Raw genomic sequence first — 14,981 nt, 5'->3', positions numbered from 1 at the left:
AAAGGCGTTACGGCGTGACGAACGAGGTGTCGACCAGGTCGTCATAGCTGACGGTGAAAGGCTTGCCCTGCAGCTCGCTCCAGGTTTCATTCGCCATCTTGATGATCTCGGCGATGTCACCCGGTTTGCCTTGGGTGCCGAGCAGTTTTTCGCTCATCGGCTGGTCGTAGAACTTCACGCCCTTGGCCGCTTCTGCCAGGTCTTCAGGCTTGGACAGGTAGCCGCCCACGCCTTTGGCCATGATGGTGTAGGCCTCTTTTGGATGGTCCTTGGTGTACTGCACGGCTTTGTACAAACCGGCCACCAGGGCTTTCACATCCTCAGGTTGTTTTTCGATCACATCGCACGACAGCGCGACCACATCGACGATCACGCCAGGGGTCGACGAACTGTCGACCAGCACGTTGCCGGTGCCCTTCTGCTTGACCATGGTCAGGTTCGGTTCCCAGGTCACGGCGGCTGGAATACGGCCGGCGATAAAGGCGCCGGCAGCGTCATCGGCGGTCATGTTCTGCACCTCGACGTCGGCCATGCTCATGCCTTCTTTCTTCAGCAGGTAAGACAGCCAGAACTGCGACACCGAACCTTCGTTCACGGCCACCGATTTGCCTTTGAGGTCTTTGATGCTCTTGATGTCTTTGGTGACCACGATGCCGTCGCCGCCATGGCTTTCATCCAGCGCGGCCACGGTTTTGAAGCAGAAGTCTTTGGAGCGGTATTTGAGAATTTCGTCGATGGTCGACGCCGAACCGGAGAGCTTGCCCGACGCCTGGGCGGCCATGTACATCGAGGCTTCTTCGATGGTAGTCAGTTCCAGGTCCAGGCCGGCATCTTTGAAGTAGCCCAGATCGCGAGCCAGGTACAGGGTGCCGTAGCCCACCCAGGTGGTGTGACCGATGGACAATTTGCCAGCCTGCGCGCCAGTGGCGACGGCGGCTAAAACGAGGGACAGCGAGACACGCTTGAGCAAGGACTTACGCATGGAACACTCCCACAGCCTGATGGCTTAGTTATTGATTGAATTGCGGGGCAGTAATGGCCAACGGCCAAGGTATTCCGTGACCCGGCCTCTGTTGGGCGGGGTTCTTGTTCTGCGGTGTTGCACACAAAATCTTTGCTGGTGTTACCTGCGGGTTCCTCGCACCTGGATTCCTGCCTTCGCAGGAATGACGGAGGTTTTGAGAAGACCACCGTCATCCCTGCGCAGGCAGGGATCCAGAATCTCAAAGCAAACCCAACTCCTGCGCCGTACGGTCCACCGCACGCTTCGTCTTGGCCACCAACTCATCCAGCTCACCACGGGTAGCCACCAGCGCCGGCGCCATGATCATGCGGCCCAAAGTGGAGCGAATAATCAGCCCCTCTTCAAAACCAATGGTCCGGCAGCGCCAGGCGATGTCGTTTTCATTGGCGAAGCGTTTGCGGGTGGCTTTGTCTTCGGCAAATTGCAGCGCGGCGACCAGGCCGGCGCCTTGAATTTCGCCCACCAACGGGTGGTTGCCGAACACTTCGCGCAGGCAGCTTTGCAGGTACGGGCCGGTGTCGGTTTTCACCTGGGTGACCACACCTTCATCACGCAGCGCCTTGAGGTTGGCGATGGCCACGGCCGCCGCCACCGGGTGGCCGGAATAGGTCAGGCCGTGGGCGAATACGCCGCCCTGCTCTACCAGTACTTCGGCCATACGCTTGCTGAGAATCAGACCGCCCATGGGGATATAGCCGGAGGTCAGGCCCTTGGCGATGGACAGGGTGTCGGGCTCGAAGCCGAAGTATTCGTGGGCGAACCATTCGCCGGTGCGGCCAAACCCACCGATCACTTCGTCGGCGCACAGCAGCACGTCGTACTTCTTGCAGATGCGCTGAATTTCCGGCCAGTAGCTTTCCGGCGGGAAGATCATGCCGCCAGCACCTTGGAACGGCTCGGCGATAAAGCCGGCGACGTTCTCGGCGCCCAGCGCGAGAATTTTCTCTTCCAGTTGCTGCGCCGCTTTCAGACCGAATTCAGCCGGGGTCAGGTTGCCCTCGTGGGCGTACCAGTACGGCTCGTCGATGTGCTCGACATCGGGAATCATGCCGCCCATCTCGTGCATGAATTTCATGCCGCCCAGGGCCGTGGCAGCGAGCGTGGAGCCGTGGTAACCGTTCCAGCGGCCGATCATGATTTTCTTCTCGGGCTTGCCAAGAATCTGCCAGTAACGGCGCACGGTGCGGATCAGCACCTCGTTGGCTTCGGAGCCGGAGTTGGTGTAAATCGCGTGGCTGTAGTGGCCCGGCAGCAGGCTAAAGAGCAGCTCGGACAGCTCCACCACCGACGGGTGGGTGGTGTGGAAAAACATGTTGTAGTACGGCAGCTGCTCCATCTGCTGGGTGGCGGCGGCCGACAGGTCGCGGCGGCCATACCCGAGGTTGGTGCACCACAGGCCGGACATGCCGTCGAGGTAGCTGTTGCCGTCGTTGTCCCACAGGTGCAAACGCTCACCGCGCACAATCACCCGCGGCCCTTCGGCGTTCAACGCTTTCTGGTCGAGAAAGGCGTGGATGTGGTGAGCGGCGTCAGAGGCCTGGTAGTCGCTGGTTTCGCGTTTGGGCGTCGGGGCAGTCATCTAAATGTCTCCAGATCTTTTCTTATCGCAGTTGGAACCAGGTGGTTTTCAACTGGGTGTATTTGTCGAACGAATGCAGGGATAGGTCGCGGCCAAAACCGGATTGCTTGCCGCCGCCAAACGGCACCGTCACATCCAGCGCATCGACGGTATTGACCGATACGGTGCCGGCGCGCAATTGCTTGGCCACCCGATGGGCGCGGTGCAGGTTGTCGGTCCACAGCGAGGCGGCCAGGCCGTAGATGCTGTCGTTGGCCAGGCGCACGGCTTCTTCTTCGCTGTCGAACGGAATCACCGCCAGCACCGGGCCGAACACCTCTTCCTGCGCCAGGCGCATATCTGCCGTTACGCCGGTGAAGATGGTCGGCTGAATAAAGTTGTTGGAGCCGTTGAACGTCAGCTGCTCGCCGCCACACGCCAGCTGCGCGCCTTGCTCGTGGGCGCCACGGATATAGCTCATCACCCGCTCGGTCTGCCGCGCTTCAACGATGGCGCCGGTGGTGCTTTTCGGGTCCAGCGGATCACCCGGCTGCCAGCCCTGGGCTTTGGCGACCAGACGCTTAACGAACTCATCGTGCACCGAGCGCTCCACCAGTAAGCGCGAGTTGGCCGAGCACACTTCGCCTTGGTTAAAGAAGATGCCGAACGCGGCTTTCTCCGCCGCCAGGTCCAGATCGCAATCGGCAAACACCAGATTGGCGCTCTTGCCGCCGCACTCCAGCCACACCTGCTTGAGGTTCGACTGAGCGGAATACTGCATAAAATATTTGCCCACTTCCGTGGAGCCGGTGAACGCCAGGCAGTCGATATCCGGGTGCAGGCCCATGGCCTTGCCGGCGTGTTCGCCCAGGCCCGGCACCACGTTGAGCACACCGGCCGGAATACCGGCTTCCAGCGCCAGCTCGGCCAGACGCAGCGCCGAGAACGGCGATTGCTCGGCCGGCTTGAGCAGCACCGAGTTACCGGCAGCCAGGGCCGGGGCGAGTTTCCAGGCGGCCATATCCAGCGGGAAATTCCACGGCACTACGGCGGCGACCACACCCAGGGCTTCACGGGTGATGGTGGCGAGCACGTTGTGCGCGCTGGGGGCGATTTCGTCGTAGAGCTTGTCCAGCGCTTCGGCGTACCAACGGATTACGCCAGCGGCGCCCGGTACGTCGACGTTGTAGGCATCCATCACCGGCTTGCCCATGTTCAGCGAGTCCAGCAGGGCTAGCTCTTCGCGGTTTTCCAGAATCAGTTCAGCGAGGCGCAGCAGCACCGCCTTGCGTTCGGTAGGAGAACGACGGGACCAGACCCCGGCTTCGAATGCCTGACGCGCCGCACGAACGGCAGCATCCACATCCACATCGCTGCAGGCGGCAACCTGGGCCAGCGTGTCGCCCGTTGCCGGGTTAATCGCTGCAAAAGTCGCCCCGGACTGTGCTGGCACGTGTTGCCCGCCAATAAACGCCTGCGTTGGGAAACGCATGGCGCCAGCCCGTTGTTGCCAGTCAGTTAGCTCAAACACCCCGTCGCCCTCTCGCCGATAACCTTTTGGTGAGAGCGATGGTGGCGGAACGGGCTGGATAGGAAAATTATTAAAAATGTCTTCGGGGTATATGAAAAAGCTGCTTTGGGGCGCACCAAGGTGGTGCCGAATGCGAGATAACCGTGCATCTCGCTTTTCAGCATCAACGCGATCCTTGTAGGAGCGACCTTGGTCGCGAAGCTTGGGATCTTAAAAAGCTTCGCGAGCAAGCTCGCTCCTACAAGGTTTATACGTCGGTGTAGATCTCCGGCCGCCGACCGGCGAGGTAGGGGAACGTGCTTTCCTGTGCCGCCCGCTGCCCATGATCCAGATCCACCACCAAGAGCGCCTCGCCATTGGCCGCGCTGGCCAGCTTGCTGCCATCCGGCGCCGCCACGCAGGAGCCGCCGAGAAAGGCCAGCCCCGCCTCGACACCGCTGTGGTTGCAGTAGGCGACAAACAGCTGATTCTCCACCGCACGCGCCGGCACGATCAGGTTGGGTACGGCGCCGTACTCCGGGGTCAACGCGGTGGGGATCAGCAACAGTTCGGCGCCTTGCAGGGTCAGCTTGCGCACGTTCTCCGGAAATTCCACGTCGAAGCAGATCAACAAGCCAATGCTCCAACCGTTGAATTCGAACGGCTGCTCCAGGCGTTCGCCGGGCGTAAACAACGTGCGCTCGAACGCGCCGAACAAATGGGTTTTGCGGTAGTTGCACAGCCGCGCGCCGCTGGCATCGATGACTTGCGCGGCGTTATAGGGTTTGCCGCCGCTCTCGTGGGTTTCGGCGTAGCCGTAGCAGATGGCGATGCCATGTTCGCGGGCCAGTTCGGCGATGCGCTGGGCCGACGGGCCATCAACGGGCTCGGCCGGTTGCGCGCGCAGGTTATAGCCGCCCAGCCACAGCTCCGAACACAACAGCAACTGCGCGCCAGCAGCGGCAGCCGCGCGGGCCTGCACCGCAAGATCGGCCAGGTTGGCGGCGATATCGCCGGGGTGTCCTTCGGTTTGCCAGAGCGCCAGACGCATGCTGCTACCTCCCTTGTTTTTATGATGAGTGTGTACGGCTTTTGCTACGAGCCGACTACGGTTGTAGCAAGCAACCGGCCAAGAAAAATATGCCCTGTGCTGCGAAAAAAGGTGTGCACGTCCGGCCCCGCCAACGCGGTAAGGTGTGCACGGAAATGTCCTACCCGAGGTTTGTCGTGGCCGCCTATACCCTGCGCCAACTTAAATATTTCGTCACCACCGTGGAATGCGGCAGCGTCGCCGAGGCCTCGCGCAAGCTGTATATCGCCCAGCCGTCGATTTCCACGGCGATCAAGGGCCTGGAAGAAAGCTTCGGCGTGCAGCTGTTTATCCGCCACCACGCCCAAGGCGTGTCGCTCACCCCCAGCGGCGCGCGCTTTTACCGCAAGGCGCAGGAACTGCTGCGCATGGCCAAGGAGTTCGAACAGAACGCCCTGGCCGATAACGACATCATTGCCGGGCAGATCGACATCGGTTGTTTCGAAACCGTGGCGCCGCTGTACCTGCCGCGCCTGATTGCCGGCTTTAACGCGATGTACCCGGGCGTGGAAATCCGCATCCGTGACGGCGAACAACAGGAGCTGGTGCAGGGCCTGACGTCCGGCAGTTTCGACCTCGCGATCCTCTACGACCACGACCTGGACGGCACCATCGAAACGCAACCGCTGATGCCGCCGGCGCGCCCCTATGCGCTGCTGCCAGCCGACCACCGCTTCGCCCAACAAGCGCAGGTGTCGCTGCGTGATCTGGCGTTGGAGCCGATGATTCTGCTCGACGTGCTGCCCAGTCGTACCTACTTCGTCAGCCTGTTCGAAGAGCTGGGGCTGACCCCGCATATCGCCTTCAGCTCGCCCTCCATCGAGATGGTGCGCGGCATGGTCGGCCAGGGGTTTGGCTTCTCGGTATTGGTGACGCGGCCGCACTCGGAATGCACGTATGACGGGCAGAAAGTGGTGGCAGTGAATATCGCCGAAGACGTGACCGGCTCGGGGCTGGTGGCGGCGTGGTTGAAGCGCTCGCAGCTGACCAAGGTGGCGCAGTTGTTTGCGGATTATTGTCAGCAGGAGCTTGGGAAATAGCGGCCCGCTCTTGATGGGTTTCGCTGTGCTCTACCCATCCTACGGGACTGCGCAAAACCGTAGGATGGGTAGAGCGCAGCGAAACCCATGCGGCTACGACGTCATCGCCGCCAACAACCGCTCCCCATCCAACGCCCGACACACCCCAACCGGCTTCTGCATCGGCGAGTCCTCAGCCGCCAGCATGGCATTCAAAATCGCCTCATCCGTGCCCTGCACCGCCGCGAGATAAAACGCGTCAAAGCAATCGTCATTCAGATAATCCAGGTTCTGCAGCGGCCCGCTTAGCTGCGGCATCGCCCGTGGATTGGCGACGCTCAACGCGAGGAAAATATCCCCGGAATTATTGCCCCCCGGCGTCCCCGCCAACCCCACGCCCAACCCCGCACGGCGGGCCAACCGCCGCAGCTGGTGCGGCAACATCGGCGCATCGGTCGCGATGATCACCACAATCGATCCACGCTCACGGTCCAAGCCATCAGGCAGCTCATCCGGCAACCGTTCCCCCACCGGTACGCCCAGCACTTTGAACCAGTCACGCATGCCATGGTTGGCTTGCAGCAGCACGCCGAGGGTGTAGGTTTTACCGTCTACTTCAATGAGGCGCGACGCCGTGCCGGTGCCGCCCTTGAAGCCGTAGGCGATCATGCCGTTGCCGCCGCCGACGTTGCCTTCGGCAAGCGGCCCGGTCATGGCGCCATCCAGCGCGGCACGGGCGTGGGCTTCGGTGACGTGCAGGCCGTTGATGTCGTTGATTACGCCGTCGTAGGTTTCCGCTACTACCGGCATGGCCCACAGATGATTGCTTTCCCAGGCTTTGGCGTAGTGCTCGATGGTCCAGCGCGTGGCGGCCTGGTGCACGATGCCGACGCTATGGGAGTTGGTCAGGCACACCGGGCCGACGAAGTAGCCGCCGTCTTCAATCCAGTGCGTACCGGTCATTTCGCCGTTGCCATTCAAGGCCGAGAAACCGGCCCACACCGGCATCGGCTCGGGCTCATAACCGCGCGGCAAAATGGCGGTGACGCCGGTCTGGATGCGTTTGCCGTTGGCCGCCGTACCCTCGACGTTCTGGTAACCAACCAACACACCGGGCACATCGGTAATGGCGTTGCCTTGGCCGGTGCGGCCGGGAAAGGCCAGGCCAAGTTGGCGGGCGCGGGGCTTGTTAGGAGCCATGGGAGTCCTCGGCTTTCAGTGCAGCGGGTTGACGGTTGCGCAGGTACAGGCCCACCGCCGCAATCAGCAGCGAGGCCAGAATCAGCAGGGTGGCGATGGCGTTGATCTCGGGTTTGATACCGCGGCGGATCATGCCGTAGATGTAAACGGGCAACGTGGTGGAGTCGACGCCGGAGATAAAGTAGGTGATCACCAGGTCGTCCATGGAAATGATGAACGACAGCAGCGCACCGCCAATCACGCCCGGCAGAATCATCGGCAAGGTGATGCGGCGGAAGGTGTACCAGGGGTTGGCGCCGAGGTCCGCCGAGGCTTCTTCCAGCCGCGTGTCCATCCCCGCCAAACGCGCGCTGACGACGATAAACACGTAGCTCACCAGAAAACTGCAGTGGCCGATGATGATCGACACCTTGCCCAGCGGAATGCCGATGTTGACGAAGAAAATCAGCAGGGAAATACCCAGCACCACGTCCGGCATCATCATCGGCATAAACAGCAACATGCGGTAGAAGCCCTGCAGGCGGAACCGAAAGCGCGCCAAGGCCAACGCCGTGAGGGTGCCGATAACCGTGCTGATCAGCGCGGTAATCAACGCCACGCTCAAACTGGTGCGCAGCGCGCCCAGCAGTTGGTCGGTGGACTCGATGTACTGCACGTTGTCCGCCAGGTGATTGGCCATGCCGAAAATCGAGCGGTACCAGTCCAGCGAGAAGCCGCCCCAGATCATCATGTTCAGCGGGTTGCCATTGAACGAGTAGACGAAGATCAGGCCAATCGGTAGGTAGAGAAACACGAAGAACAACAGGCTATAGCCCGACAGCAGGTGTTGCCCGAGACGACGCATCATGGCCGACCCTCCAGCGCTTGCCCGCGATTCAGGCTGCGCACATACAGCAGCAAAAACACCAACACGCTGGCCATCAGCAACATCGCCAGCGCGGCGCCAAACGGCCAGTTACGGGCGGCGAGAAATTGCTGTTCCACCAGGCTGCCGATCATCAGCACCTTGGCGCCGCCGAGCAGCGACGGCACGATGAAATTGCCCAAACTGGGGATAAACACAATGATCGAGCCGGCCGCCACGCCGGGCATGGTCAGCGGCAGAATCACTTTGCGGAAGGTTTGCCAGCGGCTGGCGCCGAGGTCTTGCGAGGCTTCGATCAGGCGGCGGTCGAGCTTCTCCACGCTGGCGTAGATCGGCAGGAACATAAACGGGATAAAGATATAGACCAGGCCGATCAGCACGGCGGTTTCGCTGTAGATCAGGTCCAGGTCGGCGTGGATGCCGATGTTGTGCAGGAACTGATTGAGAAACCCGCTGGGGCGCAGAATCAGCACCCACGCGTACAGGCGCACGATCAGGCTGGCGAAGAACGGCAGGGTGATCAGAAACAGAAAGAAATTGCGCTTGCGCTCGTTCAGCCGGCTAACCCAGAACGCCACCGGGTAACACACCAGCAGCGACACCAGCACCGTGAGCAGCGCAATGCGAAACGAGCGCAAGATGATTTCCAGGTAGACGATATCGAACTCTTCATTGGTGCCATCGGCCCAGCCAAGCACGCGGCCGAAACTGTCCGGGTAGAAATTCCACACCACGCCGCCGTACATACCGGGCTCGGCCAGGCTATAGGCGGCCATGATCAGCAGCGGCGCGACAAAGAAGCCGCCGATCAGCAACGTCACCGGGCTAAGCAAACCGAATAGTCGCAGGCGATTGCGGCCTTGCAGGGTCAGGCCGCTCATCACGCCTCTCCCGCCAGCACATGCGCTGCTTCACTGGCGTACCACAGGCGCAGGGTTTCGCCGGCGTGCAGGCGTTGCAGGGCCTGGCGCGCGGCGTCACGCACCACGGCTTTTACCTGGCTGCCCTGGGGCGTGCGCATGCTCACTTCGAAGTCTTTGCCGACAAACACGGTTTGTTCCACCACGCCTTCCAGCCAGGCATGGCCATCGGCGTTGGCGTTAACGTTGGCGGGGCAGTCGAGGTGGAAGTGCTCGGGGCGCAGCAGCACCTGCACGTGCTGGTTGAGCTGCAGTTCGCCACGCCGTACGCGCAGGGTGTCGCCGGCTTCACTGATCAGCTCGGCATGCTGCTCATCCACCGCGCTGACTCGCGCCTTGAACAGATTGCTCTCGCCGATAAAGCCGGCGACGAAGGCGTTGGCCGGGCGGTCGTAGATTTCCTCCGGGCGACCGATCTGCTGCACATGGCCGCCGTTCAGCACCACGATGCGGTCGGACATGGTCAGGGCTTCTTCCTGGTCGTGGGTCACGAACACAAAGGCGATGCCCAACTCGCTCTGCAGCTTTTTCAGCTCGCGCTGCATGCTCTGGCGCAGGTGGCGGTCGAGCGCCGACAGCGGCTCATCGAGCAGCAGCAAGGCCGGCCGATTGACGATTGCGCGGGCCAGAGCCACGCGCTGTTGCTGGCCACCGGAGAGCAGACCCGGTTTGCGCTTTTGCAGGCCGCCCATGCCGACCATTTCCAGCGCTTCGCCAACACGGGTATCGCGTTCCTTGCGCGGCACGCCACGCACTTCCAGGGCGTAGCCCACGTTGTCGCCCACGCTCAGATGCGGGAACAGCGCGTAACTCTGAAACACCGTATTCACCGGGCGTTGGTAGGCCGGCACATCGTTCATCGGCTGGCCCTGAATGATCAGGCTGCCGCTGTCCAATTGCTCGAAGCCGCTGATGGCCCGCAGCAAGGTGGTTTTGCCGCAGCCAGACGGCCCCAGCAAGGTGACAAATTCATTGGCGCCGACACTCAGATCGACTCCATCGAGAGCCCGCACCGCCTGACCTTCAGGCGTACGGTAATGCTTCACGGCAGCCTTGATTTCGACCACCGGGGTATTGGCGTGAGACATGAACAGCTCCGGTAAAGCGGGGGCATGGTGGCGTGGCGATCGGAGAACCCTGTGGGAGAGGCTTCAGCCTCGATCGATCCTGAACAGGTCAAAAGCATCGAGGCTAAAGCCTCTCCCACATAGAGCAGAGAGGTGTCCGCTGTTAGTTCGCGGTGCGCACCCGCGTCCACGCGCGGTCGTATTTCTTCAGGTCTTTGCCCAGGTCATTGAAGATCTGCAGCTTGGCCTTCACGTCTGCCGGTGGGTTGGCAGCCGGGTTGTCTTTCAGCTCAGCCGGCAGCAGTTTCAGCGCCTCGGCATTGGGAGTGCCGTTGGTTTGCTGGATGGTGTTGAGCGAGGCGATTTCCGGGCGCAGGAAGAACTCCATAAAGCGCTTGGCATTGGCCTTGTTGGGGGCGGTTTTGAGCACGCACATATCTTCCTGATACATGGTCGCGCCTTCCTTCGGAATCACGTAGGTGAGGTTGGCCGGGTCTTGTTTCACGTACATCAGGGCGCCGACAAAATACTGCGCGGCCACCACATCGCCCGACTGCACCATCGGTACGCTTTCATAGGTGAAGGCGGAAATCAGCGGTTTGCGTTCCAGCAGCCAGTCCTGCGCCACCTTGAGGTCGTCGACGCTGGTGGTGTTCACCGACAGGCCATTGCTGATCAGGCCCACGCCGAGCACTTCACGCATATCGTCGAGCATTACCACCTTCTTGCCGGCCTTCGCTTCGTTGAAGAAGTCGGTCCAGGTTTCGATGGGTTTGCTCACCTTGCTCTTGTTGTAGAAGATGCCGACCGTGCCCCAGGCGTAGGGCATGCAGTACTCGCCCTTGGGGTCGGACTTGGCCCGCAGGTAGGCCGGGTCGATGTTCTTGAACGCCGGGCTCTGGTTGATATCGGTTTTTCCAGCAGGTTCAGCGCGGCCATGGTGTCGTGCATATGCACCGAGGGGAACACGATGTCGTAACCGGTGGCGCCGGCTTGCAGCTTGGCGAGCATTTCCTCGTTGCTGCCGTAGGTATCCAGGCCGACCTTGATGCCGGTTTCGGCGGTAAAGCGGGTGAGTACTTCCGGGTTGATATAGTCGCCCCAGTTGTACAGGCGCAGCTCTTCGGCGGCCTGGGTGGCGCCGGCGCTGAGGGCGAGGATGCCGCCGATAACGGCGGGCAAGGAAAGCTGGCGCAGGGGACGGGTGATAAGGTCGAGCATGTTCCTGTTCTCCACTGTTTTGATTGCGCAAGGCGTGGCCTGGCACTGTTGTTGCGGCAGGAATTGCGAGGGCTGTTCGGCGATATCGTGGAAGGTCTGAGCGCCTTCATCTGCTGGACGAGCCTTTTTTGTATGGCGTACCGAGAATAGAATATATTTCTTCCAAAGATCAACACTCTGACATACTCGTGTCAGACTTTTATTTTTAGCCAGCCGGAGCGCAGGCATGCTCGATAGCAAAATGGAACAACTGGACGGCAAGCTGACCCCCGCAGAACGCACCTTGTGGGCCTATATCCAGGCCAACCGGGAAACCATCGCCTTTGAAAACGGCGCGAGCCTGGCCGAGAAGAGCAAGGTCAGCCCCAACACCGTCAGCCGTTTTTTGCGCCGCCTGGGCTACAAGGGCCTCAAGACCCTCAAGGAAGAATTGCGCGATGACGTGCGCATTCAATCGCTGCTCAACACCACGCTGATCGAGCGCGTAGACCAGCAGCCGGACGACCTGCTGGCCCACCTCAACGAGGAAATCGAAGCCCTCAGCGCCTTCGCCGCGCAAATGGGCAGCCAGCACTGGCAAGACATCGTGCAGCGCGTAAGCCTGGCCGAGCGGGTGTTTGTGTGTGGGTTTCAAACCATCAAGGGGCTGGCCGAAGACTTTGCCAATCGCCTGTCGCTGGTGCGCAGCGGCGTGGAATTTCTCGACCTCTACAGCGGCGTGCTGGGGCGTTGGATCGACAGCCGCGACAAGCGCTGCTGCGTGATTCTGATCGACATCGCACCCTACGCCGACGCCGGTATCGCCTTCGCCAACAACTGCCTGCAAAGCGACACGGACCTGGTGGTGTTCACCGACGAATACGGGATTGCCCGGCACATCGATACGCCGCTGATCATCACCATGAAAACCAAGACCGGGCTGATTCTGGAATCCACCGGCGGGCTGACCAGTGCGCTGAATGTGTTGCTGCACTGCGTGGCGTCGCAGCGTAAAGGTGAGTTGAAGGAACGGCTGGCGGCATATCGGTCGCGGGTGGAGAGCCTGAAGCTGTATCGGCCGTAAACACTGCACGTGACTTAATCACCCGTCATTCCCGCGCAGGCGGGAATCACGGGGGGTTAATGGGAGACCTGCATCCACTCTGCCAACCGCGCCAACATGGCATCGCACTGCCCCAGCTGCTCCACACTCACAAACTCATCCGGCTTATGCCCCTGGTCCATGCTGCCCGGCCCGCACACCACCGTGGCGATGCCGGCCTGATCGAATAACCCGCCCTCCGTGCCAAACGCCACGGTGCCGAAATCATCCGAACCGCTGATAAGCGCCAGCAACTTCGCCGCTTCGCTGTCGGCCGCCGTGACCAAGCCCGGGTACGCGCTGATCGGCGTAAACCGAATGCCAGTGCCCGGCTGCACGGCATTCATCTGCGGCACCAGCTCGGCGGCATACGCCTGCAATTCACTGGCGACCTGCTCGGCGTTATCGGCCGGCAAGGTGCGCACTTCAAAGTCGAAACGGCAGTGTTCAGGCACGATATTCAGGGCGCTGCCGCCGCTGATGGTGCCGGTTTGCACAGTGGAATACGGCGGGTCGAAGCGCACGTCATGGCGTTCTTTAGCGGCCAGGCGCTGACCGATTTCGCCGAGGCGGCTGATCAACTTGGCGGCGTATTCGATGGCATTCACGCCCTGCGGCGCATAGGCCGAATGGCAGGCGGCGCCGTGCACTTCGCAGCGCATGCCGAGCTTGCCCTTGTGGCCGAGCACCGGACGCATAAACGTTGGCTCGCCGATGATGCACAGGCTGGGGCGCTCGGGGCGGCCTTCCAGGGCTTCGATCAGGCTGCGCACACCGAGGCAGCCGACCTCTTCGTCATAGGAAATCGCCAGGTGCAGCGGCACGCGCAAGGGCTTGGCAAGAAAGCCCGGCAAGGCGGCCAGCACGCAGGCGATATAGCCCTTCATGTCCGCAGTGCCACGGCCGTAAAGCTTGCCGTCCCGCTCGGTCATTTCGAAAGGCGGTACGGTCCAGGCCTGGCCGTCGACCGGCACCACATCGCTATGCCCGGAGAGCATCACACCACCGGCGCCAGCAGGGCCGAGACGTGCATATAGATTGGCTTTGCGGCGGTCGTCGCTGTAGATCAGCTCGCTGTCGATGCCCAGATCCGTGAGGTAGTCGCGCACGAATTCGATCAACGCCAGGTTCGACTCGCGGCTGACGGTGTCGAAGGCGATTAGATGGGATAGCAGGTCGCGGCTGGTGGGCATGAAGGCCTCAAAATCGGTGAACGCGAAACGTAGGTTGGGTTGAGCGCAGCGAAGCCCAACGGGCGATCGCAATGTTGGGCTTCGCTGCGCTCAACCCAACCTACGCCGAAATCTCACTCGCTCACTCGTCCCCTGGCACACCGTAGCTCGGCGCTTTGGTCGGGTCGAGGGCGCGGGTGATGTAGTCCTGCATCTGTGGGCGGTACGCCGTCCACAATTCACCCAGTTCACCAATCGGGTTGTGCTCGGCCCAGTCCACGCGCAAATCGACAATCGGCCAAAGCAAATCGCTCACCACCGACATCGCCGCCGAATGCACCGGCCCGGCTTCGCCGCCAGCGGCCATCGCCGCATTCATCGCCGCCAGCAAACGATCCGCCAACGCTTCACCGCTGCTGCCTTCGAACGCAGCCACCATCGCCTCGATCACCTGCGGGCTGGACAGCAAATTACCCGCCGCCACGCATTGCTCGCCGGCTACGGCATTGTGCAGCCCCAGCGCTTCGCTGCCGGTAAACAGCGCGGTGGCGCCGTGATGGTCGATGACCGTCACCTGGCGGAATTGGCTAAAGCCGTGGGTGGTCAGGGCCTTGTCCAGCGCTTCGCTGGCACTGGCGCCTTGCTCCAGCAAATCGAGAATTTCCGGGCCCAGGGCCGGCAAAGTGATGTTCTGCGTGGACACCGCGCCAATCCCGCCGCGCACCCACGGGCAGCGGGCACCCACGGCAATGCTGGAGGAACTGATGGCGATGCCCAGTTGGCCGGTTTCGGCGCAGCGGCCGACGATGGAGAAGGTCATTTCCAGTCATCCGGAATAACAGCGATAACGTCAATTTCCATCAACCACTGCGGTTGGCCCAATGCCGAGACGACCAGCCCGGTGGAAATCGGGAACACCCCTTTCAACCACTTGCCCACTTCCTGGTAAACAGGCTCGCGGTAGCGGGGGTCGGTCAGGTAGGTGGTGGTTTTCACGATATGGCTCAGGTCGCTGCCCGCCTCCTCCAGCAGTTGCTTGAGGTTTTTCATGGCTTGTTCGGCTTGTGCGCGCGGGTCGCCCAGGCCCACCAGGTTGCCTTCGAAGTCAGTACCCACCTGCCCGCGCACATACACGGTATTGCCGGCCCGCACGGCCTGGCACAGGTCGTTGTCCAGGGTCTGGTTGGGGTAGGTGTCCTTGGTGTTGAACATGCGAATGCGGGTGTGGGTGGGTTTGCTCATGGGGACGCCCTG

15 protein-coding genes are annotated in these 14,981 nt (G+C 61.6%); 2 read left to right on the top strand and 13 right to left on the bottom strand.

The features are described from left to right. Positions 1-7: 7 nt before the first annotated feature. The 4 genes from AC0V2S_RS07870 to AC0V2S_RS07855 form a co-directional block, all read right to left on the bottom strand. Positions 8-982, bottom strand: a complete 975-nt coding sequence (locus AC0V2S_RS07870) for an ABC transporter substrate-binding protein (RefSeq protein ID WP_475509265.1) — start codon at positions 980-982, stop codon at positions 8-10. Between the two features lie 241 nt (positions 983-1,223). Next, positions 1,224-2,603 carry an aspartate aminotransferase family protein gene (locus tag AC0V2S_RS07865; RefSeq protein ID WP_475509264.1) on the bottom strand — a complete coding sequence of 460 codons (1,380 nt, stop codon included), beginning with the start codon at positions 2,601-2,603 and terminating at the stop codon, positions 1,224-1,226. Positions 2,604-2,625: 22 nt separating this feature from the next. Beyond that, entirely contained in the window at positions 2,626-4,113 is a 1,488-nt protein-coding gene (locus AC0V2S_RS07860; protein ID WP_475509263.1) for an aldehyde dehydrogenase, read from the bottom strand. A 247-nt stretch (positions 4,114-4,360) separates the two neighbouring features. Further along, positions 4,361-5,143 (bottom strand): carbon-nitrogen hydrolase family protein, encoded by a 783-nt coding sequence (locus AC0V2S_RS07855; protein ID WP_475509262.1) that lies wholly within the window; start codon positions 5,141-5,143, stop codon positions 4,361-4,363. Between the two features lie 176 nt (positions 5,144-5,319). On the opposite strand from AC0V2S_RS07855, the gene AC0V2S_RS07850 reads away from it, so the two are divergent. Beyond that, complete coding sequence (locus tag AC0V2S_RS07850) at positions 5,320-6,222, top strand: LysR family transcriptional regulator (protein ID WP_475509337.1); 903 nt, start codon at positions 5,320-5,322, stop codon at positions 6,220-6,222. A 93-nt stretch (positions 6,223-6,315) separates the two neighbouring features. On the opposite strand, the gene AC0V2S_RS07845 is transcribed toward AC0V2S_RS07850, so the two are convergent. From AC0V2S_RS07845 to AC0V2S_RS07820, 6 genes are all read right to left on the bottom strand, one after another. Next, a complete protein-coding gene (locus AC0V2S_RS07845) occupies positions 6,316-7,401 on the bottom strand; it encodes a DmpA family aminopeptidase (protein WP_475509261.1) in 1,086 nt (361 codons plus the stop codon). Further along, a complete protein-coding gene (locus AC0V2S_RS07840) occupies positions 7,391-8,248 on the bottom strand; it encodes an ABC transporter permease (RefSeq protein ID WP_475509260.1) in 858 nt (285 codons plus the stop codon). Before AC0V2S_RS07840 ends, AC0V2S_RS07845 begins: the two co-directional genes overlap by 11 nt. Further along, positions 8,245-9,147 carry an ABC transporter permease gene (locus tag AC0V2S_RS07835; RefSeq protein ID WP_475509259.1) on the bottom strand — a complete coding sequence of 301 codons (903 nt, stop codon included), beginning with the start codon at positions 9,145-9,147 and terminating at the stop codon, positions 8,245-8,247. The genes AC0V2S_RS07840 and AC0V2S_RS07835 overlap by 4 nt, the downstream gene beginning before the upstream one ends. Next, a complete protein-coding gene (locus AC0V2S_RS07830; protein WP_475509258.1) occupies positions 9,147-10,274 on the bottom strand; it encodes an ABC transporter ATP-binding protein in 1,128 nt (375 codons plus the stop codon). Before AC0V2S_RS07830 ends, AC0V2S_RS07835 begins: the two co-directional genes overlap by 1 nt. A gap of 142 nt (positions 10,275-10,416) precedes the next feature. After that, positions 10,417-11,118 (bottom strand): polyamine ABC transporter substrate-binding protein, encoded by a 702-nt coding sequence (locus tag AC0V2S_RS07825; protein ID WP_475509336.1) that lies wholly within the window; start codon positions 11,116-11,118, stop codon positions 10,417-10,419. Beyond that, positions 11,031-11,474 carry an ABC transporter substrate-binding protein gene (locus AC0V2S_RS07820; protein ID WP_475509340.1) on the bottom strand — a complete coding sequence of 148 codons (444 nt, stop codon included), beginning with the start codon at positions 11,472-11,474 and terminating at the stop codon, positions 11,031-11,033. Before AC0V2S_RS07820 ends, AC0V2S_RS07825 begins: the two co-directional genes overlap by 88 nt. Before the next feature lie 226 nt (positions 11,475-11,700). Here AC0V2S_RS07820 and AC0V2S_RS07815 point away from each other — a divergent pair, with 226 nt between their 5' ends. Next, on the top strand, positions 11,701-12,537 hold the full coding sequence (locus AC0V2S_RS07815; RefSeq protein WP_108095168.1) for a MurR/RpiR family transcriptional regulator: 837 nt from the start codon (positions 11,701-11,703) through the stop codon (positions 12,535-12,537). Positions 12,538-12,593: 56 nt separating this feature from the next. Here the strand turns inward: AC0V2S_RS07815 and argE are convergent, their stop codons facing one another. The 3 genes from argE to AC0V2S_RS07800 form a co-directional block, all read right to left on the bottom strand. Continuing rightward, positions 12,594-13,748: an acetylornithine deacetylase gene (gene argE / locus AC0V2S_RS07810; RefSeq protein WP_475509257.1), complete on the bottom strand. Its 1,155-nt coding sequence runs from the start codon at positions 13,746-13,748 to the stop codon at positions 12,594-12,596. Positions 13,749-13,869: 121 nt separating this feature from the next. Then, positions 13,870-14,547 (bottom strand): DUF1028 domain-containing protein, encoded by a 678-nt coding sequence (locus AC0V2S_RS07805; protein WP_475509256.1) that lies wholly within the window; start codon positions 14,545-14,547, stop codon positions 13,870-13,872. Then, positions 14,544-14,969, bottom strand: a complete 426-nt coding sequence (locus AC0V2S_RS07800; RefSeq protein WP_475509255.1) for a RidA family protein — start codon at positions 14,967-14,969, stop codon at positions 14,544-14,546. The genes AC0V2S_RS07805 and AC0V2S_RS07800 overlap by 4 nt, the downstream gene beginning before the upstream one ends. Positions 14,970-14,981 lie beyond the last annotated feature (12 nt).

The organism is Pseudomonas sp. CC11G, assembly GCF_056174845.1.
The sequence above is the reverse complement of the archived record's forward strand: the minus strand, read 5'-3'. Positions and strand labels throughout refer to the sequence as shown.